Source organism: Spirillospora sp. CA-128828 (assembly GCF_050945415.1).
Taxonomy (GTDB): domain Bacteria; phylum Actinomycetota; class Actinomycetes; order Streptosporangiales; family Streptosporangiaceae; genus Spirillospora.
In genome coordinates this window covers 455,259-473,498 of sequence record NZ_CP191986.1, presented here as the reverse complement: position 1 = coordinate 473,498, position 18,240 = coordinate 455,259, and the positions used below count along the sequence as shown (strand labels likewise).

23 protein-coding genes are annotated in these 18,240 nt (G+C 69.1%); 13 read left to right on the top strand and 10 right to left on the bottom strand.

Features of this window, described 5'->3' with window-relative positions; genetic code table 11:
• Positions 1–226: 226 nt before the first annotated feature.
• The 6 genes from ACQPXG_RS02595 to ACQPXG_RS02570 all read right to left on the bottom strand — a co-directional run bounded on the left by ACQPXG_RS02595 (position 227) and on the right by ACQPXG_RS02570 (position 4,254).
• Positions 227–772 (bottom strand): hypothetical protein, encoded by a 546-nt coding sequence (locus ACQPXG_RS02595; protein WP_433465980.1) that lies wholly within the window; start codon positions 770–772, stop codon positions 227–229.
• Between the two features lie 209 nt (positions 773–981).
• Positions 982–1,749, bottom strand: coding sequence for an ATP-binding protein (locus tag ACQPXG_RS02590; protein ID WP_433465979.1), 768 nt, complete (start codon positions 1,747–1,749; stop codon positions 982–984).
• 344 nt (positions 1,750–2,093) lie between these two features.
• Positions 2,094–2,291 carry a DUF397 domain-containing protein gene (locus tag ACQPXG_RS02585; RefSeq protein ID WP_433465978.1) on the bottom strand — a complete coding sequence of 66 codons (198 nt, stop codon included), beginning with the start codon at positions 2,289–2,291 and terminating at the stop codon, positions 2,094–2,096.
• 5 nt (positions 2,292–2,296) lie between these two features.
• Complete coding sequence (locus ACQPXG_RS02580) at positions 2,297–3,139, bottom strand: helix-turn-helix domain-containing protein (protein ID WP_433465977.1); 843 nt, start codon at positions 3,137–3,139, stop codon at positions 2,297–2,299.
• Between the two features lie 75 nt (positions 3,140–3,214).
• A complete protein-coding gene (locus ACQPXG_RS02575) occupies positions 3,215–3,430 on the bottom strand; it encodes a DUF397 domain-containing protein (RefSeq protein ID WP_433465976.1) in 216 nt (71 codons plus the stop codon).
• Entirely contained in the window at positions 3,427–4,254 is an 828-nt protein-coding gene (locus ACQPXG_RS02570) for an SAM-dependent methyltransferase (protein WP_433465975.1), read from the bottom strand. The genes ACQPXG_RS02575 and ACQPXG_RS02570 overlap by 4 nt, the downstream gene beginning before the upstream one ends.
• Before the next feature lie 136 nt (positions 4,255–4,390).
• On the opposite strand from ACQPXG_RS02570, the gene ACQPXG_RS02565 reads away from it, so the two are divergent.
• From ACQPXG_RS02565 to ACQPXG_RS02510, 12 genes are all read left to right on the top strand, one after another.
• Positions 4,391–5,218: an MBL fold metallo-hydrolase gene (locus ACQPXG_RS02565; protein WP_433465974.1), complete on the top strand. Its 828-nt coding sequence runs from the start codon at positions 4,391–4,393 to the stop codon at positions 5,216–5,218.
• Between the two features lie 62 nt (positions 5,219–5,280).
• Complete coding sequence (locus ACQPXG_RS02560) at positions 5,281–5,634, top strand: PRC-barrel domain-containing protein (RefSeq protein ID WP_433465973.1); 354 nt, start codon at positions 5,281–5,283, stop codon at positions 5,632–5,634.
• A 46-nt stretch (positions 5,635–5,680) separates the two neighbouring features.
• Entirely contained in the window at positions 5,681–6,184 is a 504-nt protein-coding gene (locus tag ACQPXG_RS02555) for a GNAT family N-acetyltransferase (RefSeq protein ID WP_433465972.1), read from the top strand.
• A 69-nt stretch (positions 6,185–6,253) separates the two neighbouring features.
• Positions 6,254–6,853: a sulfite oxidase-like oxidoreductase gene (locus ACQPXG_RS02550; RefSeq protein WP_433465971.1), complete on the top strand. Its 600-nt coding sequence runs from the start codon at positions 6,254–6,256 to the stop codon at positions 6,851–6,853.
• Positions 6,823–7,533 carry a ferredoxin reductase gene (locus ACQPXG_RS02545; RefSeq protein ID WP_433465970.1) on the top strand — a complete coding sequence of 237 codons (711 nt, stop codon included), beginning with the start codon at positions 6,823–6,825 and terminating at the stop codon, positions 7,531–7,533. The genes ACQPXG_RS02550 and ACQPXG_RS02545 overlap by 31 nt, the downstream gene beginning before the upstream one ends.
• A 12-nt stretch (positions 7,534–7,545) precedes the next feature.
• Positions 7,546–7,848, top strand: a complete 303-nt coding sequence (locus tag ACQPXG_RS02540) for a DUF6510 family protein (protein WP_433465969.1) — start codon at positions 7,546–7,548, stop codon at positions 7,846–7,848.
• Positions 7,849–7,942: 94 nt separating this feature from the next.
• Complete coding sequence (locus tag ACQPXG_RS02535; protein ID WP_433465968.1) at positions 7,943–9,631, top strand: serine/threonine-protein kinase; 1,689 nt, start codon at positions 7,943–7,945, stop codon at positions 9,629–9,631.
• 162 nt (positions 9,632–9,793) lie between these two features.
• Positions 9,794–10,618, top strand: coding sequence for an NAD(P)H-binding protein (locus ACQPXG_RS02530; protein ID WP_433465967.1), 825 nt, complete (start codon positions 9,794–9,796; stop codon positions 10,616–10,618).
• Between the two features lie 150 nt (positions 10,619–10,768).
• A complete protein-coding gene (locus ACQPXG_RS02525; RefSeq protein WP_433465966.1) occupies positions 10,769–11,626 on the top strand; it encodes a metalloregulator ArsR/SmtB family transcription factor in 858 nt (285 codons plus the stop codon).
• Positions 11,623–12,225 (top strand): dihydrofolate reductase family protein, encoded by a 603-nt coding sequence (locus tag ACQPXG_RS02520; RefSeq protein ID WP_433465965.1) that lies wholly within the window; start codon positions 11,623–11,625, stop codon positions 12,223–12,225. The genes ACQPXG_RS02525 and ACQPXG_RS02520 overlap by 4 nt, the downstream gene beginning before the upstream one ends.
• A 186-nt stretch (positions 12,226–12,411) precedes the next feature.
• Positions 12,412–12,999, top strand: coding sequence for a hypothetical protein (locus ACQPXG_RS02515; RefSeq protein ID WP_433465964.1), 588 nt, complete (start codon positions 12,412–12,414; stop codon positions 12,997–12,999).
• An 826-nt stretch (positions 13,000–13,825) separates the two neighbouring features.
• Positions 13,826–14,461: a PASTA domain-containing protein gene (locus ACQPXG_RS02510; RefSeq protein ID WP_433465963.1), complete on the top strand. Its 636-nt coding sequence runs from the start codon at positions 13,826–13,828 to the stop codon at positions 14,459–14,461.
• Positions 14,462–14,473: 12 nt separating this feature from the next.
• On the opposite strand, the gene ACQPXG_RS02505 is transcribed toward ACQPXG_RS02510, so the two are convergent.
• From ACQPXG_RS02505 to ACQPXG_RS02495, 3 genes are all read right to left on the bottom strand, one after another.
• Entirely contained in the window at positions 14,474–14,941 is a 468-nt protein-coding gene (locus ACQPXG_RS02505; protein WP_433465962.1) for a peroxiredoxin family protein, read from the bottom strand.
• A 74-nt stretch (positions 14,942–15,015) separates the two neighbouring features.
• Positions 15,016–15,549 (bottom strand): RNA polymerase sigma factor, encoded by a 534-nt coding sequence (locus ACQPXG_RS02500; RefSeq protein ID WP_433465961.1) that lies wholly within the window; start codon positions 15,547–15,549, stop codon positions 15,016–15,018.
• 171 nt (positions 15,550–15,720) lie between these two features.
• Positions 15,721–16,341, bottom strand: coding sequence for an SAM-dependent methyltransferase (locus tag ACQPXG_RS02495; protein WP_433465960.1), 621 nt, complete (start codon positions 16,339–16,341; stop codon positions 15,721–15,723).
• 234 nt (positions 16,342–16,575) lie between these two features.
• Between ACQPXG_RS02495 and ACQPXG_RS02490 the strand changes: the two genes are divergently transcribed.
• The gene (locus ACQPXG_RS02490; protein ID WP_433465959.1) at positions 16,576–17,532 is read left to right on the top strand and encodes a phosphodiester glycosidase family protein; all 957 of its coding nucleotides are present in this window, start codon (positions 16,576–16,578) and stop codon (positions 17,530–17,532) included.
• A gap of 34 nt (positions 17,533–17,566) precedes the next feature.
• On the opposite strand, the gene ACQPXG_RS02485 is transcribed toward ACQPXG_RS02490, so the two are convergent.
• The gene (locus tag ACQPXG_RS02485) at positions 17,567–18,166 is read right to left on the bottom strand and encodes a helix-turn-helix domain-containing protein (RefSeq protein WP_433465958.1); all 600 of its coding nucleotides are present in this window, start codon (positions 18,164–18,166) and stop codon (positions 17,567–17,569) included.
• Positions 18,167–18,240: the final 74 nt, after the last annotated feature.

Sequence of the window (18,240 nt, the reverse complement as noted above, 5' to 3'; positions counted from 1 at the left end):
CGAACGATAGGAACCGGCGCACCGACCGCACATCCACCGCGTTAGCCATACGCCCCCTCACCCCCAAAGGTGAGCCACCCGGTACATGAAGGTGGGGCCCGGCGTGCGCCGGGCCCCTGTGTCGGCGCGCCTGGATACGGCACGCATCCCATGGCCTCACGACCGAATGGGTGGGTTGTTCAGGAACCAGCACCGGCCGACTCAGCGGCCGTCTCGCTTCGCTGGTCTAGATCTGGCTGGGGACGATCAAGAAGTTGGAGACCGTCTTGATCTTGTCGGACACGCCTGAGAGGAAGCCCTGGTAGAGCATCTCTCGGGTCACGCCGCCGGGGGCGTCCGTCCTCGAAGCCCGTCCCGGGACCGTTTCTTTGAGGGCCGAACCCGAGTTGGTGGACAGGTCGTTGTAGAACCTGATCCCCTTGTCCTCGGTCGCGTCCTTCACGTCCTCGGTCACGTACATCGCGAACACGAGGGCTTCGATCGCTTCGCCCGCCCTGCTGAGCCGGTTGGGCTCCACGGAGCAGAACGCGACCGCCCCCATCCCGGAGCATTCCGGGATCGCCGAGACCACTGCGCGGCACCGCTCCGTGGCCCTCAGTTTCGTGTCGAGGTGCACCGTCTCCGCGAAGGTCTTCGGCCCATCCTCGGTCACGAAGTTGACGAACGCGAAGTACTCGGTCGTGTAGGTGGTCACCGCGGCTGCCACCACGGCCTCCACCACGCCTGCCGCCTCGGCCTTCACCGAGCGCCGACAGGGAGTTTCGTTTGACATGATCCGTCCTTTGCCTTTGCTTCGTCCGCGCATGCGACGCGGGAGCCCCTTGGAGAGGGCTCGCAAAGGACAGTCCTCCCTCACCGAGACCCGGCAAGCTCACGGCCCGGCCGTCCGGATGTGGACGAAGGAAACGGCCGTCTCGTCAGCGGCCGGGCCCGGCGTCGCGTGGCCCGCCCCCCCGACGGGCCACGCGACGCCAGCGGGAGTCAGCCGGCTCCTGGGTCGTCCATCGACTCGCACAGCTGGACGAGTTGCTCGCACGCCTCGGTGATGTCGCTGATCGGAAGGCGGCCGGCCTCCGCGGAGCGGACGCACCAGCGGAACGTCGCCGCCTCGCACCAGACGGTCACGTCGCCGCGACCGGACAGGACGGTCATGCCGAACTCGTCCTTGGGCGTGAGGTGGATGACGCCTCGCTGGACGAGCAGCGCGTGCAGGTCTTTGGTGGCGTGGGGGCCGTCCACGCGCCAGACGTGGCGCCGGCGCACGGTGTGCGGGAGCGGAAGGGCGAACCAGGTCGCCTTGCCCGGGACGGCCGGCGCCGCCAGCCGGGACCGGGACGCGTGGTGCCCCCACCGCCCCTTGGTCAGCAGTTCGATGATCTCCAGCCCGCGACCGTGTTCGAGCATCGGGCCGGTCTCGTCCGGGCGGTGGCGCCAGGTGCGGAGGGTGTCGAACGCCTTGACGACCAGCTCGTCCCGCCCGTGGCCGTCCGTGCGCTGGTAGACCCAGAGTTCGGCGCTGGGGCCGCCTTCGCGGGGCGTGGCGTGCTGCAGGACGTTGGTGGCCAGCTCGCTGACCATGAGCGTGATGTCGTCGGAGTCCTGAATGGAGAGCCCGAGCGCGGGGAGCAGTCCTTTGACGTGGGCGCGCGCGACCCTCGCGATGGAGTCGTCGGCGGGCAGGGGCAGGGCCGCGCAGCCGCCGTTCTCCAGCCTCCAGGGAATCCCGCACATCGTCGCGGCCTTCGTCATGGCGCCCACCCTCGGGGGTTGCGGAGACATGTCGCGATTCAGACATTCGCGACATGAACCTCGATGGTTCGCGACTCGCTATGTGTGAATCACAGATCAAAGCTTCGCACATTTCTGGCCTCTCGGCGCACGACATCGCAAGGATCATGCGTTCACAGATGAGACGTACACCGAGGCACCCGAATGCGTACAAACTTCATCCACCCGGGGTACCGAAAACGTGTACCGGCGGACACGGGACCGCCCCGAGGGCGGCGCTGTAGCGTGGACGGCGCCTGAGAGAGGGCCGCACACATGAAGATCCCCCAGGGGTGCAGCCCTGGGGGATCCTGTGTGCGGCCCGGTCAGCGGTCGTACCGGCCCGCCCGCACATCGTCGAGGAACGAGGCGAAGACGGACCGGGCGACGACGTGCGCCCCGGCCTCCGGTGTCCTGCTGTCGCGCAGCCCGGTCGCCGTGTTGAGGTCGGCGACCTCGACACATCCCCCGTTGCTGCTCGCACTGGCGGTGGCCTTGAACCACCGTGCCTGAGAGAGGTCCATACGTCCTACTCCAGTGTCGCGATGAGTTTCTCCAGGTGGTCCGCGGTGTCGGCGGGGCTCAGCGCCGCCTGGCGGATCTGTTCGAAGATCGCGTCATACGCCTCCACTTTTCCGGGGGTGTCGATTTCCTGGATGTCCGCGTCGTTCTCCAGGAAGACCATGGACGGCTCGCCACCGGGGAACCGGAAGATGTTGACCAGCGTCGACATGCCCGGATGCAGGCCGTCCGACAGACGCAGCAGCCGCAGCTCGACGTTCGGGCGCGCGGCCATGGTCAGCATGTGCCGGTACTGGGCGCGGCGGTCCCCGGGGTCGCCCCACTCGTACATGAGGGACGCCTCGGTGATCAGCGCGGTGAGCTCCGGCGCCGTCCCGTCGTCACGGTCCAGGATCTGCTGCCGCCGCAGCCGGGCCCGCAGCGCCTGTTCCCGCCACTCGGGCGACTTCGTCCCGGACGACAGCAGCGCCTGCATGTACGGCAGGGTCTGCAGCAGGCCCGGCAGTACCAGCGGCATGACCACCCGGATGCTCGACGCGTCCCCCTCGTAACCGGGGAACTCGTTGTGGAAGACATCCGGGTAGTCGCGCCACCAGGCCCGCTTCCGGGCGCGCGTCGCCAGCTCCTCCAGTTCCCCGAGGTCGCTGCCCTCGTAGATGCGCGCCAGATCGCGGATGTCGCTGAGTTCGGGACGGACCCAGTTGTTGGCCTCGAACCGGCCGACCTTGCCCCGTCCCCAGTTCAGCCGGTCGCAGACCTGGTTGGCCGTGTATCCCGCCTCGACGCGCAGGTCCCGCAGCCGGCGCGCCAGCCCCAGCTTGGCAATGGTGGCCCCGTACGCCTCGCTCATCGGAGCCACCTCCCTTGACATACGGCCGGCATCAGCATACGCCTTCCGAATTTGTGAATCACAGATCTTGCCGGATCAGGATGCCGCCTGGTCGAACTCGCCCTTCTTCACACCGTCCAGGAAGCAGGCCCACTCGTGCTCGTCGAACACCGAGATCAGGTCTCCGGACGTGCGCAGCAGCGTCCACTCGCCGACGAACGCGACCTCGATGCCGCCCTCGTCCGTCTGAGAGCGCTTCCAGTCGAGGGCGTCGGGGTCGACGCCCAGTTCTTCGATCGATGGTTTCTTCATTCTGGCTTCCTCGCTACAGCACAGTAGGCCCAGCGTGACCCATCACTATCGGCCGCGTCAGGGTCCTCGGCCCCCCACTCACCGATGTAGCAGACCTTCGCCGCCGCCCCCTTCCACGGCGGGACGATTTCCAGTCCGGTGAAGAACCGCTCGACCTCGGCCCGAGTCCGCAGATGGACGCTGGCCGAGGACTTGGAGTACACGGACGTGAGCGTGCCGACGGCCCGATCGGACTGCCGGTCGCCGGTGCCGGCGGACAACGCCACGTAGCTGCCAGGCGCCAGCCGGCTGAGGTACCGCTGAAGGAGGCCCCACGGGTCCTCCTCATCGGGCACGAAGTGGACCAGCGCCACCAGCAGCAGCCCGACCGGTTTCGTGAAGTCGATCGTCTCCCGGGTGACCTCGTGCGCCAGCAGCCCCTCCGGGTCGCGGAAGTCGGCCGTCATGAAGGCCGTCCCGGACGAGCCCGCCAGCAGCTTTTCCGCGTGGACCCGCACCATCGGGTCGTTGTCGGCGTACAGGACCCGCGCGTCGGGCGCCACCGCCTGGGCCGCGTCGTGCGTGTTGTTCATCGTGGGCAGACCCGCCCCGACATCGATGAACTGCCGGATACCGTGCCGGGCCAGCCAGCCCACCGAACGCTGCAGGAAGCCGCGGTTCGCCCATGCCGCGTCCTGGGCCTCCGGCATGTTCGCGACGACCTTGTCCGCGGCCGTGCGGTCGACTTCGAAGTTGTCCTTGCCGCCGAGGAAGTAGTCGTACATCCGGGCCGGACTGGGGACGGTGATGTCCACGCCGGGCGGAGCCTGCTCGATGTCGCTCACCGTTTCGCCTCCATTGCCGCAACTTGTGATGCACGAATTATGAAGCAATGCGTGCCGCCATGCGATGCATCCGGCCTGCACATTCATGGTTCGGCTGGCACAGGCGGGGCATTGGCCGGGGCGAAGGGGGCAGACCATGAAAACCGCACCAGAACTCGCGCTACGCCAGGTCACACTGCAATTCATCGGGAATGCAACGACGCTGCTGCGCTGCGGACCTTTCACGCTTCTGACCGACCCCAACTTCCTGCACCGCGGGCAGCGCGCCTATCTCGGGCACGGGCTGACGTCCCGGCGGCTGACCGAGCCCGCCCTTCAGGTCGGCGACCTTCCGCGGCTGGACGCCGTCGTCCTGTCCCACCTGCACGGCGACCACTGGGACCGGGTCGCCCGCGCGAAACTCGACCGGGGCCTGCCGATCATCACCACCCCGCACGCGGCCCGCCGCCTCCAGGGCTGGCACCGCTTCCGGCACGCGATCGGCCTGCGCACCTGGGAGTCGCACACCATGGTCAAGGACGGGGCGGTGCTGCGCATCAGGTCCCTGCCGGGCCGGCACGCGCCCGGCCCCGCACGTCTGCTGCTGCCTCCGGTCATGGGCAGCCTTCTGGAGTTCGGCCCCGCCACCGGCGACGTGCAGTTCCGCCTATACATCACGGGCGACACCCTGATGTTCGACGGCATCCAGCAGATCGCCCGCCGCTACCGCGACATTGACCTCGCCGTCCTCCATCTGGGCGGCACCAAGCTGCCCGGCGGGCTCCTCGTCACGATGGACGCCGGCCAGGGAGCCGACCTCATCGAGACGATCCGTCCGGCGAACGCGGTCCCAGTCCACTACGACGACTACACCGTCTTCACTTCGCCTTTGGAAGACTTCCGCCGCGAACTGGAACGCCGTGGCCTCTCCGAGCAGGCCACCTATGTCGCCCCAGGCCAGACCCACACCTTCACACCCCCGTAGGCCGTGCATAGGTGGCGTGAGCTGGGTAAATGCAATGGTGACCCTACAGCTGGACGGGACACATGTTCGAAATCGAGGACATCCGGGACTGGCGGGGCCGGAACGTGATCGACGAGTCCGGGAGCAAGATCGGCGAGCTTGAGGCCATCTACGTCGACACCTACACCGACCTCCCGTCCTTCGCCACGATCAAGGTCGGCCTGCCGACCCGGCAGCGGCTGGTCTTCGCACCGCTGGCAGGATCGACGATCGGCCCGGAGCACCTTCGTGTCGCGCACACGAAGAGACAGGTCAAGGACGCGCCCTCGATCGACACCGACGGCGAACTGTTCGCCGAGGCCGAATCCGAGGTGTTCACCCACTACGACCTCCCCTACGAGGCCGGCCCGAACGAGCGCCGCCTGGCCCGTCGCTGACCTCGCCGCCCGGGCACGGGAACCTGGGCTCCCGCACACTGTGATCATGACGGTGGTGGAGACCGAGCGGCTGATCCTGCGCCCGCTGACCGGCGACGACTTCGACGACTACGCGGCGATGATGGCCGATCCGCAGGTCGCGGGCGGGCTGGCCGAGCCCGTCGGCCGATCGCCCGCCGACGCCTGGCGGAGCCTGGCGCTGTTCATCGGGCACCGGGAGATCCGGGGCTACTCGCACTGGGCGGTGGTCGAACGGGCGACGGGACGGTTCGCTGGACGAGCGGGCCCCTGGCGGCCGCACGGGTTCCCGGGCCTCGGCGTCGGCTGGTGCCTGGCCCGCGAGCACTGGGGCAAGGGCTACGCCACCGAGGCCGCACGCGCCACCGTCGCCTACTGCTTCACCGAACTCGGCGCCGAAGAGATCATTTCCGTCATCCGGCCCGGCAATCAGCGCTCGGTGTCGGTCGCCGAGCGCATCGGCCACCGCCTGCTCCGCGAGATCGACTACAAGGGCGGGCCCGCGCTCGTCTACGGGCAACAACGCCCCTGACACCGGTCGCGGGCCCCGCGACCGCATGACGGAAGATGGAAGGGGAGCACGATACGAGAGGAGGCCGTGATGGGGATCGTCTCGCCCGGGTTCCACGGCCGGCGGCGCGAGTCCGCCGTCGAGCTGCCGCCCGGCCAGTATCTGACCGAGGACTTCCCGGTCCTGTCGGCCGGCCCGACTCCGCGCATATCGGCGGACGACTGGGAGTTCACCGTCACCACCGAGACCGGGCACGAGCACCGGTGGTCCTGGCGCGATCTGCTGGAACTGCCGTCCGACACACCGCACGTGGACATCCACTGCGTCACCAAGTGGTCCAAGCTGGGCACGGACTGGCAGGGGGTCTCGCTGGACGTCCTCCTGGCCGACGTGGAGACCACGGCAGATTTCGCACTCGTGTCCTCCTATGGCGGATACACCACCAACCTGCCGCTTGAGGATCTGCTCGACGGGCAGGCCTGGATCGTCTACCGCTACAACGGCGACGATCTCGCGCCGGAGCACGGGGGCCCGGCGCGGCTGCTGGTGCCGCACCTCTACTTCTGGAAGTCGGCGAAGTGGGTGCGCGGCATCGACCTGCTCACCCAGGACGAGCCCGGCTTCTGGGAGACCGCCGGCTACCACGACTACGGGGACCCATGGCGAGAACAGCGCTACCAGGGCGACTGACATGGCGGGTCGCGCGGCTCACCGAAGCACGCCGGGAGACCGGGACCGCCCGCACGCTGGTCTTCGACGTGCCGGACTGGCCGGGGCATCTGGCCGGTCAGCACGTCGACGTGCGGCTGACCGCCGACGACGGCTACACCGCGCAGCGCAGCTACTCCCTCTCCGCACCTGGCCGGGTGGAGCTGACCGTGCAGTGGATTCCGGACGGTGAGGTCTCCCCCTACCTCACCGACGTGCTCGGCCCCGGCGACCCGGTCGAGATCCGCGGCCCGGTCGGCGGCTGGTTCGTCTGGCGTCCCGATGCGGGACGGGCCGTCCTGCTGATCGCGGGCGGCTCCGGCATCGCGCCGCTGATGGCGATGATCCGCGCCCGCCGCCTGGCCGGGAGCGGCGCCCCGTTCCGCCTGCTGTACTCCACGCGCACACCCGCCGACGTGTTCTACGCCGACGAGCTACAGCACCCCGACCCGGGCGTCGACGTCACTCACATCTTCACCCGCAAGGTCCCCGACGGCTGTCCGCGCCCACCCGGCCGGCTGGCCCCCGCCGATCTGGAGGGCATCTCCACGGACGTCGACTGCTTCATCTGCGGGCCGACGGGATTCGTGGAGGCGGCCGCCGACCTGCTGCTCGCCCGCGGCCACGACCCGCGCCGCATCAAGACCGAACGGTTCGGCTGACCGGAGGCTGACATGTCCGTGCGCTCTGGAGACCACGACCACCTCGACGGCAACGCTCTCGCGGGCCCGCTGAGCGAGGTCTTCGCCGTGGACGTCACGGCGGCCACCGGCCGCTGCGTCAACTGCGGCCGGACTGGCCCGGTCGCCGCCCTGCGGGTCTACGACCGGGCCCCCGGCCTGGTCGCCCGCTGCCCCGGCTGCGACCACGTCGTGCTGCGCCTCGTCCGCACCCCGGACGCCGCCTATCTCGATCTGACCGGCACGGTCTCCCTGCACATCCAGCTGCCGCCCGCCGCAGGCGAGCCGGGAACGTAGCGCGACTGCGTCCGAAGACGCAGATCCGGACGATCACCCTCGCTAGGCTCTCGTCAAACAGACGCCATTGTTTGACAGACCTGAGGCAGGTGGGATGTCCGGCGCAGGACTCAGAGCGCTCAGGGCCGGTGACCCGGCGCGGGTCGGGCCGTACCGGCTGCTGGCACGGCTGGGGGCCGGCGGGATGGGGCAGGTCTACCTGGGCCGCTCCCGGGGCCGCCGGCTGGTCGCGGTCAAGGTCGTCCACCCGCATTTCGCGGACAACGCGGTGTTCCGCCGCCGGTTCACGAAGGAGGTCGCGGCCGCCCGGCGCATCGGGGGCTTCTACACGGCGCACGTGATAGACGCCGACACCGACGCGGACCCGCCGTGGCTGGCGACGGAGTACATCGCCGGCCCCTCGTTGCAGGACGCCGTCGACGAGAACGGCCCGCTGCCCGAAGTGTCGGTGGCGGCGCTCGGTGCGGGGCTCGCCGAAGGGCTGCGGGCGGTCCACGACCAGAACGTGATCCACCGTGACCTCAAGCCGGGGAACGTCCTGCTGGCCCAGGACGGCCCGCGGATCATCGACTTCGGCATCGCCCGCGCGATGGACGCCCCGTCCCAGAGCATGTCCCTCGTGGGCACGCCCGGGTACATGTCGCCAGAACAGTACGTGGGCGGCGCCATCGGACCGGCCAGTGACATGTTCTGCCTGGCCGCCGTGCTGGCCTTCGCGGCGACCGGCCGCCACCCCTTCGGGGAGGGGCCGCCCGATGCCCTCGGCTACCGCGTCCGCCACGAGGACCCGGACCTGACGGGCGTCCCGGCGTCATTGCTGCCTCTGATCGCGGCCGGCCTGGAGAAGGACCCGGACGACCGTCCGCCGGCCGGGGAGTTCCTGGACCGCTGCTCCGCGCTGACCGTGGACGAGGGCATGTCCCTGCCGAAGAAGGTCAGCCGGATGATCGCGACGCGGGTGGCCGAGACCGAGGTCTTCGCGAAGGAGGCCGACACGGGTGGGCGGCAGGCGCCCCCGCCACAGGCCCCGCCCCCGCCGCAGGACCCGCCGCGGCCGCGACCGGCGCCCGCACAGGCGCGGCCTCCGCAACCGCGTCCCCAGCCAAAGCCGGGCGTCGCGGTCGCGGTCGGGGTCGTGGGCATCGTGCTGATCGCCCTGCTCATCGCCCTCACCGACAAAAGCGGCTCCAAAGGGGTGAACACCGCCAATGCCACGTCGACCCCGACCGAGACGCCGTCAACGAGCGGGACGACCAGCCTCACGGGCGACGACCCGAGCACCCCGAGCCCGACCCCGACCCCGGACCCGACGTATGAGGCCTTCGACGCGATCTCGCCCGGTGACTGCCTGGACGCGTACGAGGACCCCTACGACTCCTCCGAATGGAGCGAGGACGAACCCAACGCGGTCTCCTGCGGCAGCAGCAACGCCTACGTGAAGGTGACCGCAGTGGAGGAGGACGCCAGTTCGTGCGACTCCGAGGCGCTCGACGGAGAGTCGTGGTGGCGGTCCCCCACGTACGACGGAGACACGATCTACCTCTGCCTGCGCCGGGAGTTCAAGGAGGGCGAGTGCTTCCTGGGCAAGAAGGGCAGCGAGGAGGGCAAGGTGGCCATCACCGGGCACGGCCTGATGACCTCGTGGGGATGCAACAAGAACACCGTCCCAAGGGAGTTCGACTACATCCTCCAGTTCACCGGCTACTACGAGAGCCAATGCCCCAGCGACTCAAAGAGGTGGGACGACTTCCGCCTGGGCGTCCTATGCGCCCGAGTCGTCTAGAGACCCAATGTGACCGCTGCAGGCGCCTGCGCGGTCGCGGCAGATCACCCGGACGCCGGGCGCTCGACCAGCCAGACGACTCCCTCCGATAGTGGAATGAAGCGTTCCGTTCTGTTATAGTCAGAGCAGAACGTTCCGTTCCACATAGTTAGGGGTTCGATCATGACCTTCCTCGTCGCAGGTGCCACCGGGACCGTCGGCCGTCTCGTCGTCGAGGAGCTCCGCGCGGCAGGGCAGCCGGTTCGCGCCCTGACCAGGAACCCCGCCAAGGCCACCTTCCCCGAGGGTGTCGAGGTCGTCGCCGGCGACCTCGCCGACCTCGACTCACTGACCGGTGTCTTCGACGGCGTCGAGGCCGCACACCTGATCAACTTCGCAGGTGACGACTACACGCCCCTGCCCAACGGCGCCGACCTGGTGAAGCTGGCCGCCGAGGCGGGCGTACGGCGGGTCACGGTGCTCGGCGGGCGCGCGGACGGCGAGCTGGAGCAGGCCCTCACCGCCACCGACATCGAGTGGACGCTGCTCGAGCCGGTCGAGTTCATGTCCAACACGCTGCGCTGGTGGGCACAGACGATCAAGGCCGAGGGCGTCATCAAGGAGCCGTTCGGTGACCGGCTGAGCGCGCTGGTACACGAGCGCGACATCGCCGCCGTGGCCGCCACGGTGCTGATCGAGGGCGGGCACGGCGGCCAGACCCTCACCATCACCGGCCCCGAAGCGATCAAGCTCAAGGACAAGGTCGCGATCCTGAGCGCGGCCATCGGCACGGACATAGGGTTCGTGGAGCTGACCGTGGACCAGGCGCGCACCAAGTGGCGCGGCGACGGCATGGGCGAGGAGACCATCGAGTTCCTCGTCAACGCGCTGGGCAACACGCCAGAGGCCGGCTACACCGTGGTCCCGACCGTCAAGGAGATCACCGGCCGCCACGCGCGCAGCTTCGCCCAGTGGTCCGCGGAGAACGCCAACGCCTTCCGCTCCTGATCGATACCCACAGGGAAGGCGGCGGGACGGGCGCGCGGCGTCCGTCCCGCCGCCTTTCGCCCCTCACCCCCTTGATCCGTTCTGGGGCCGTCGCAGCCGCTCCAAAGTATTCCTTGACACGAATATTCTTGCTGGTGAATACTTCTCGGCATGGACGCACTCCTCAGCGCACTGGCCGATCCGGCCCGGTGGCGGCTCGTGAGCCTGTTGGCCGAGCGGCCCCGCTCGGTCGGCGTCCTCGCTCGGCTCACCGGGGCACGCCAGCCGCAGACGACCAAGCACCTGCAGACCCTTGAGCGCGCCGGCATCGTCACGTCCCAGCGCGCCGGCCAGCGCCGCATCTACGCGCTCCAGCCCGATCCCCTCCGGGACCTGGCCGCCGCGCTCAGCCGGCTCGCCGACACCGCGGACCGGCTCGGCGGCTCGCGCGAGACCTACGACCGCTACGGGCTCAGCCTCCAGGCGGAACGGCTCGCCGCGGAGGAGGCGGGGTGGGCCGACGGCCGCTCGTTCGGGTTCCGCCGGTCGCTGGCCGGACGCCCCGAGGTGGTGTGGCGCCACCTGACCGAGGCGTCCCTGCTCGCCCGATGGTGGACGCCCGACGACCTCCGCGTCTCCGAACTCGTCTTCGAGGCGCGACCGGGCGGGCGGGTCGTCCTGGAGTACCGCGATGCCGAGGACACCGACGGCTCCGACCTGGTCGCCGGACGCGCGGAGGGAGTCGTCGACGACGCACTCCCTGGCGAGCGTCTCACCTACCAGAGCTCACCGCTGCTTCCCGATGGCGGCCGCGCCTTCACCGCCCACGTGGACCTCGTCCTCCGGCCCACCGACACCGGAACCGATCTCGACGCCCGCTACCGGATCACCGGTAGCACGGTCGACTCCGCGGACTTCATCGCGGGCATCGAGATCGGCTTCGGCCAGAGCCTCGACAAGCTCGCGGCGAACCTCGCCGCGATCTCCGACAGCACCGAGCACGACATCGACACAGGGAGCACGAAATGACCGAGCAGACCGGCGGCCGCAGGGTCGTCACCAACATGAGCCTTTCCCTCGACGGCCACTACGCAGGGCCGGACGACCCTCGGGACATGAGCTGGGTGATGCCGTACGCCATCACCGACGTCGCCCGAGACCACCTGGCCGGCCTCTGGGAGACGGCGACGACGGCCCTGCTCGGACGGGTCAACGCCGAGGGCTTCCTCGGTTTCTGGCCCACCGTCATCGGCATGGAGGGTGCCGACCCGCGCGACGAGGGCTTCGCGAAGTGGCTCGTCGACAGCGACAAGGTGGTCCTTTCGTCCACCCTCGGCGAGGCGCCGTGGGAGCGGACGACGATCGTCGACAAGCCGACCACCGAGGCGGTCGCGGACCTCAAGGCGACCGACGGCGGCGACATCCTCGTGCTCTCCAGCGCGAGCGTCATCAAGGCGCTGCTGGCGGCCGACCAGGTCGACCGGCTTGCGCTCAACATCTTCCCGGTCTTCCTCGGCGGCGGCCCGCGCCTCTTCGACGACGGCCTGCCCGCCGGGAAGTGGACACTCGTCAGCCAGGCCGCGGGCGAGCACGGAACGCTGGCACTCGTCTACGACCGAGTCCGCTGAACGGGCCGACCAGCACGCGACTCGCCGTCGGCGTCTCGGCCGGAACCAGGGACGAGGATGATCCGAGAGTTCTGGGCGTCTCATCGGGCCAGAAGGAGATATTCGCAGTTGGTTACCACTCTGTCGTATCACGCACCCGCGGCCGGGCGCCGGAAGAAGGGCTCTGGACACGAAAGCGCGCCCGACTTGCGGGAGGTACGCATCGGTGACCAGAACAGCATGCGTGCTCTCGCATACGTCGAGGCGGACCCCGCGCTCGGAAACTCCGCCGACGGCGCGAGCAGGCGACCGAAGAACGCGCGGACCCTGGCCCTCTGGGAGGATCCACACCGGTCGCGGCGGCTCGCCGTCGTCACCACGAAGGCCGCCACCAGCCGCCGGTGCACCGAATATGAGGTGTGGGGGCCGTCCGGCGAGGCGCTCGGAACGATACGTCTGGACAAGGCGTCGCTGTTCCCGCCCCGACGTACCCGCTGGAACCTCCGGCCGGCCGTGGGCCCGTCCGTCGAAGGGGCCAAGGGCCGCCTGTTCTGGTGGTGGGTCTGGTGGTCGCTGTCCCCGCTCTGGCTGCTCATCATCCTGGGCAGCTTGATCTCCGCCAGCGGCGACATCGCGCGCATGCCCCGCAGCGTCGAATGGCGGTTGAACGGTGAGAAGGTGCTGAGCTTCGACGCTTCGACCGAAGGCTATCGGCTCTTCGTTCCGTGGCTTGACCTGCGCCTCGTGGCGGCGATGATCGCGCTACACAAAAGCCACCCGGGCATCCTCGCGTAGCTCCGCCGACGAGTCATCCGAGAAGTGGGCCACTGAAGGGTTAAGAGCCGGTGGCGGCGACGTTAACCCTTAATGAAAGGCGGTGTGGCCGACACGGAAATGAACAGCCACAGTTTGACAGGCATCCCTTCGTCCGGACTGTAGCGGATGACCTTACCAACCGGGCGAGGTTGGCCACTGAATATGGCCGGAAACGAGACTCGGGAGCAGAAATGTGGCGCACCCTATGGCACCTCCTGCGGGGCATCATTTTCCATAAGAGGTTCTGCCTCAGGAGCCCCGACGGCAAGCACGACCTGAGGAAGGCCGGCATCGTCGGTCGCTACAAGTGCGAGTACTGCCCCTACTACGAGAAGATCGACTAATTACCGGAGTCTCGGCATCATCGTGGGCCTCCGGAGTACGGCAGCGCTTCCGGCCGGCTGGTCCGGCCGGAAGCGTTCTTCCTCACCGAACGGCCCGTGCGGGCTTCCCTACTCGGGTGATCTCAGCGCGTCGGCCAGCCGTCCCGCCGGATCGGCGGCGATCCGGTGGCGCGACCGTCCAGCCGGCCGGGCGGCATGTCGAAGACATCGGCGTAGTGATCGGTCGGGATGACCAGCGTGCCCTGGGGCGAGAGGGCTCAGCGGCACGAAGGCGGCGGCCGAGGAATCACGAGTGACCCAACGCGCGGTGCCCGTTTGGAGCAGGCCACAGAAGATGCACTCCATGACCACCGAAGCCTACGAGTTCACGGTTCGACCAAGGGCAGGCCCATTGCGAAGTGGGTCTGAACTCGCCCGGCACGGTTGCCCCGCGGCGTGAAGAAGGCCATGATCGTGGCGTCATGTCCGAATACGCTCGGGAGCGGTTCATGGTGGGGTTCAGGCCCCTTGTTCTCGGTCTGTTGGTGGTGCCCGTGCTCGGCCTGGCGGCCTGCTCGGGCGGGGGTGGGGACAGCACCTCCAGCGGAGGAAAGGGCGAAGGATCACAACGTCCGTCACCCGCGTTGCCCTCACTCAAAGGAAGGACACTCGACGCCGTCAGCGACGAGCTTGGTCGCTCTTGGCCCGCCTACACCAAGGCGTTCAGGGCGCTGACTGACGGTCATCTGTTCGACGGTGAGTCCTACTCCGGTACCTGGATCGTCTGCACACAGGTCGAGGACCCTCAGGCGAAGAAGGTGGAACTCGGCTTCCTGCCCCCGCAGGTGCCCTGCCCGCCCGACGGCCGCGTCACCAACTGGCCCGTGGTGCCGAACTTCGTCGGCAAGACCGGCAATGAGGCGAAACAGGCCGCCTTGCAGCTCGGCTTCCCGTACGTGAGCAGCGAGCCCCTCGTGACCGAGGGATACGACGACGGTTCGCACCTCGAACGCGCCGTCTGCACCCAGGACCCGCCCGCCGGCCAGAGCATGAGCAAGTACTACGGCTCGGCGCTGGACCTGCGAGTCGCCGACAGCAAGGGGTCATGCACCCGGTAGTCGCCCTTCCGGTCATGTATCGGCGCGAAGACCCTGGATGGCCGCGGTGATCCCTTTCTTGTCGTAGGCGCTGGTGGGCATGGTGGCGCCGTGAGCGTGGCGGACGATGCCCCGGGAATCAATGAGCACGCTGCCTGACTGCTGCAGGGAGCCGAAGACCTTTCTGCTGAGGCCGATCATTTCGTGCGGGGTCCCTCGGCGACCCACGAGGACGGGGAACGGGACACGGCGCTTGTTCTTCCACGCGTGCGCTTCCTGACGGTCCGCGGGAACCGCGACGAGCACCTGAACATCGTCCTCTGCGAACTCGCTGCGGCACCGGACGAGGTCATGGACGTGCCTGTTGCAGACCGGGCACGACGTCGACCGCATGAAATAGATCAGCACGGCATGATCGCCCTTGTAGTCGGACAGGCGGACGGTCTGGCCGTCGGTGTCCTCCAGCACTACGTCAGGCGCAGGCGATCCGTTTTCGAGCATGGCGGAACTCCCCTTCGAACTCGGGTTTTGGAAATGCCGTCTACACAGGTCGGATGCCGATGGCCCCGGGGTCTTTACGGGTTTTCGGCGGGGCCGTTCATGTCGGCCAGGCTGAGCCGGAGGCTACTGCGGGCCCGGTGCAGCTGGGACTTCATCGCGGCGTTGCTCAAGCCGAGCGCCTCGGCCACTCTCCGCCCCGGGTGGCCCAGTACGTCCCGCATGATCAGTACTCTGCGCTGAACATCCGGCAACTCCTGGATCGCCCGCGCGACGAGCTCGGCCTCCAGCCGCCGGATGGCCTCGTCCTCGGCCGACGTCGCCAGACGGGTCTCGGCCTCTTCACGACGCTCCAGCAGCAGTCGAGCGCGGCGCAGGCACTCGTTCCGGACGATCCGGAACATCCACGATGCCAGCGCCCCGGTGGCGCGCAGTGAGCCGATCTTCCGGTAGAGGATGATCAGCGCTTCCTGCGCGGCGTCTTCGGCATCCTGCGGCGACGCGCAGAGATGCTCCGCGAAGCGCCGCACGTGGGAATGGGCGCAGGAGACCACCGCGGTGATCGACTCGCGATCACCGGCCTGTGCCGCCTCGATGAGCTGCGCGCTCACCCAAGAGCGGTCAGCCACGCCCGCACCCTTGCCGACGGAACGAGGTCCCGTAGAGCGCCTGCGGCACCGCCGGCATCACCAAGTCGCCCATCCACATCTCCTCCCCAGTGTTCGCCGTCACCCCATAAGAGGCCCGCAGACCGCGAAAGGATTCAGCGGAACCAGAGCGCGTCAGTGCTTTCTGCCCAGACCGCAGAACTGGTAGACCGGCGCCGGCGGCCGGTCGACGTCTCTGACGTCCGCACGCCATTGGGAGCACGAGACCACGCCGGGCTCCAGCAGCTCCAGGCCGTCGAAGAAGCGCTCCAGCTCCGCACGGCTGCGCAGGCACATGGGCGCCACGCCGGCGTCGTTGCTCATGTCGACCGCCTGCTGCGCGGCCTCACCATTGACCTCTCCGGTGGGATGGGCGATCGCCAGATGGCTGCCGGACGGGACGGCTTCGAGAAGCCGGTCGTTGTCGACATAGACGATGCGGGCCTCCGGCGCGATGGCCTGGGCGACCTCGTGGGTGTTGCCGGCGGTGGGCAGCCCGGTCCCGAGGTCCAGGAACTGCCGGATTCCGGCCTCGCCGGCGAGGTGGCGGACCGCACGTCCCAGAAACCCGCGATCGGCACGGGCCGAGGCGACGATGTCGGGGATGACCTCCTGGATCTGGTCGCCCAGTCTCCGGTCGGCGATGTAGTTGTCCTTGCCGCCCAGCCAGTAGTTCCATACCCGGGCCGTGTGCGGCACGGAGGAATCCACATGCTGCGGCCGGGCCGGGTCCTGAGGGGTGGAGTCGCCTGTCACGTCGGGCCCTTCCGTATGCGCTGTACACGCCAGATACAGGTGCCGAGCGGGTGAAAGCGAGCCTAAGCCATTTCCCCAGGCCACCGGCGGCTGGAAACGGTCAAATGTCACCCCATTCCCGCCCCGCCGTACTCTGCGGAGATGTCGATGAACGCTCGGCCGGAGTCGGGCCCCTCCCGAAAAATCCTCCGCCCCTGGCGATGGCGGCGACGATGGCGGTGGCTCGTCTCTTTGATGCTGGCCCCCGTTCTCGCGGCATCGGCGGCGGTCGTGGTCGCCTACGGGATGGGCGGCTGGTACGCGGTCAACGTGATGCTGCGCCGCGGCGCCAACATCTGGGTCGACGTCGACCCGGACGACCGCCGGCTGTCTCCGGGGATCCGGCTGTCGCTGGCCGGGCGGCGCACACCCGACCCGGCGGAACCGGTTCGCTGGCGGCAGGTCGCCGCCGGGCTGGACGTCGCCGAGCTGCCCGTCCGGGTCGGCGGCCGGCCCGTGGACGCTCTGCTGCTCAGCCGGATGGACCCGGCCCGCTACCGGTTCCGGGTGCTCAACCGTCCGGCCGGGGACCGGGACGTCGGCGACTGGATGACGGCCACCGGGGCGTCGCTGGTCGTCAACGGCAGCTACTACTCCCGCGACGCCGTCCCGGACACCCCCGTGATCAGCGACGGCCGCCGGCTCGGTCCTGCCGCATACCAGGCCGCGCACGGTGCGTTCGTGGCCGGCGGGACCGCCGGCCCGGACGGTGCGCGGCTGGTGGATCTCGCCGGTCACGACTGGCGGCAGGTCACCGGCGGCGCGCGTCAGGCGATGGTGTCCTATCCGATGCTGCTGGGAGCCGACGGGCACGGCCGCACCCCCGGCGCGGACGAGCGATGGCTGGCCAACCGCAGCTTCCTCGGCCAGGACGGCGCCGGGCGGATCGTCGTCGGCACCACCCGCGACGCCTATTTCTCGCTGCCCTCGCTCGCGGCGTTCCTTCCCCGGGCCGGGCTCGACCTCCGCCTGGCCCTGAACCTGGACGGCGGGCCGGTCGCCTGCCAGAAGGTGTCGGCGGGCGGATACCGGCGGGACTTCTGCGGACGTTACGAACTCGCCGTGCACGGTGACCAGCTTCAGATGCTGCGGCCGCTGGTGGATTTCCGGCGCTCGTCCCTGCCGATGGCGCTGGTCGCCGTCCCGCGCTGAATGTTGATCATGGACCCGGTGGAACGTCCTCCGCTCAGGACGCCGGTTCTCGCCGGGAGTGCGGCCTGGCCCGGACGTGCACGCGTTCCCCCTGGCGACCGAACAGGTTGAGGACCTCCACGGGCGAGTCGCCCGCGGGGCCGAACCAGTGCGGCAGGCGGGTGTCGAACTCGGCGGCCTCGCCCGGTCCCATGATCAGGTCGTGGTCGGCCAGGACCAGCCGCAGGCGCCCGGACAGGACGTACAGCCACTCATAGCCCTCGTGCGTGATCGGCTCGGGCCGGTTCTGTTCGGCCGGGATGATCGATTTCCAAGCCTGCAGGGGTCCAGGGTGGGGTGTCAGGGGGATCACCGTGCGGCCGTTGTGGACGCGGGGTTTGGCTCGGATGCGCGGGTCGCCGACCTCCGGCGCCCCGACCAGCTCGTCCAGCGGCACCTGGTGGGCCTGTGCGATGGGCAGCAGAAGCTCCAGGCTGGGGCGGCGCTGGCCCGTCTCCAGCCTGGAGAGCGTGCTCTTGGAAATGCCGGTCGCCTCGGCCAGCGCCGCCAGGCTCACACCACGCCGGGTGCGGATGCCCTTGAGACGGGGACCGACCTGGGCCAGTGCGGCGGCGATCGGGGTTTGCTCGTCCATCCGCTCATCTCACCTCCTGCGTCCCAGAATCGGCAACAGAAGTTGTCGGTTCATCGCCGGGGTCCGCACCATCG

Excerpts from the sequence above, each read along its gene's own strand:
- ACQPXG_RS02595 (WP_433465980.1), bottom strand. The coding sequence starts at position 772 with ATGTCAAACGAAACTCCCTGTCGGCGCTCGGTGAAGGCCGAGGCGGCA.
- ACQPXG_RS02590 (WP_433465979.1), bottom strand. The coding sequence starts at position 1,749 with ATGACGAAGGCCGCGACGATGTGCGGGATTCCCTGGAGGCTGGAGAAC.
- ACQPXG_RS02585 (WP_433465978.1), bottom strand. The coding sequence starts at position 2,291 with ATGGACCTCTCTCAGGCACGGTGGTTCAAGGCCACCGCCAGTGCGAGC.
- ACQPXG_RS02580 (WP_433465977.1), bottom strand. The coding sequence starts at position 3,139 with ATGAGCGAGGCGTACGGGGCCACCATTGCCAAGCTGGGGCTGGCGCGC.
- ACQPXG_RS02575 (WP_433465976.1), bottom strand. The coding sequence starts at position 3,430 with ATGAAGAAACCATCGATCGAAGAACTGGGCGTCGACCCCGACGCCCTC.
- ACQPXG_RS02565 (WP_433465974.1), top strand. The coding sequence starts at position 4,391 with ATGAAAACCGCACCAGAACTCGCGCTACGCCAGGTCACACTGCAATTC.
- ACQPXG_RS02560 (WP_433465973.1), top strand. The coding sequence starts at position 5,281 with ATGTTCGAAATCGAGGACATCCGGGACTGGCGGGGCCGGAACGTGATC.
- ACQPXG_RS02555 (WP_433465972.1), top strand. The coding sequence starts at position 5,681 with ATGACGGTGGTGGAGACCGAGCGGCTGATCCTGCGCCCGCTGACCGGC.
- ACQPXG_RS02550 (WP_433465971.1), top strand. The coding sequence starts at position 6,254 with ATGGGGATCGTCTCGCCCGGGTTCCACGGCCGGCGGCGCGAGTCCGCC.
- ACQPXG_RS02545 (WP_433465970.1), top strand. The coding sequence starts at position 6,823 with ATGGCGAGAACAGCGCTACCAGGGCGACTGACATGGCGGGTCGCGCGG.
- ACQPXG_RS02540 (WP_433465969.1), top strand. The coding sequence starts at position 7,546 with ATGTCCGTGCGCTCTGGAGACCACGACCACCTCGACGGCAACGCTCTC.
- ACQPXG_RS02535 (WP_433465968.1), top strand. The coding sequence starts at position 7,943 with ATGTCCGGCGCAGGACTCAGAGCGCTCAGGGCCGGTGACCCGGCGCGG.
- ACQPXG_RS02530 (WP_433465967.1), top strand. The coding sequence starts at position 9,794 with ATGACCTTCCTCGTCGCAGGTGCCACCGGGACCGTCGGCCGTCTCGTC.
- ACQPXG_RS02525 (WP_433465966.1), top strand. The coding sequence starts at position 10,769 with ATGGACGCACTCCTCAGCGCACTGGCCGATCCGGCCCGGTGGCGGCTC.
- ACQPXG_RS02520 (WP_433465965.1), top strand. The coding sequence starts at position 11,623 with ATGACCGAGCAGACCGGCGGCCGCAGGGTCGTCACCAACATGAGCCTT.
- ACQPXG_RS02510 (WP_433465963.1), top strand. The coding sequence starts at position 13,826 with ATGTCCGAATACGCTCGGGAGCGGTTCATGGTGGGGTTCAGGCCCCTT.
- ACQPXG_RS02505 (WP_433465962.1), bottom strand. The coding sequence starts at position 14,941 with ATGCTCGAAAACGGATCGCCTGCGCCTGACGTAGTGCTGGAGGACACC.
- ACQPXG_RS02490 (WP_433465959.1), top strand. The coding sequence starts at position 16,576 with ATGCTGGCCCCCGTTCTCGCGGCATCGGCGGCGGTCGTGGTCGCCTAC.
- ACQPXG_RS02485 (WP_433465958.1), bottom strand. The coding sequence starts at position 18,166 with ATGGACGAGCAAACCCCGATCGCCGCCGCACTGGCCCAGGTCGGTCCC.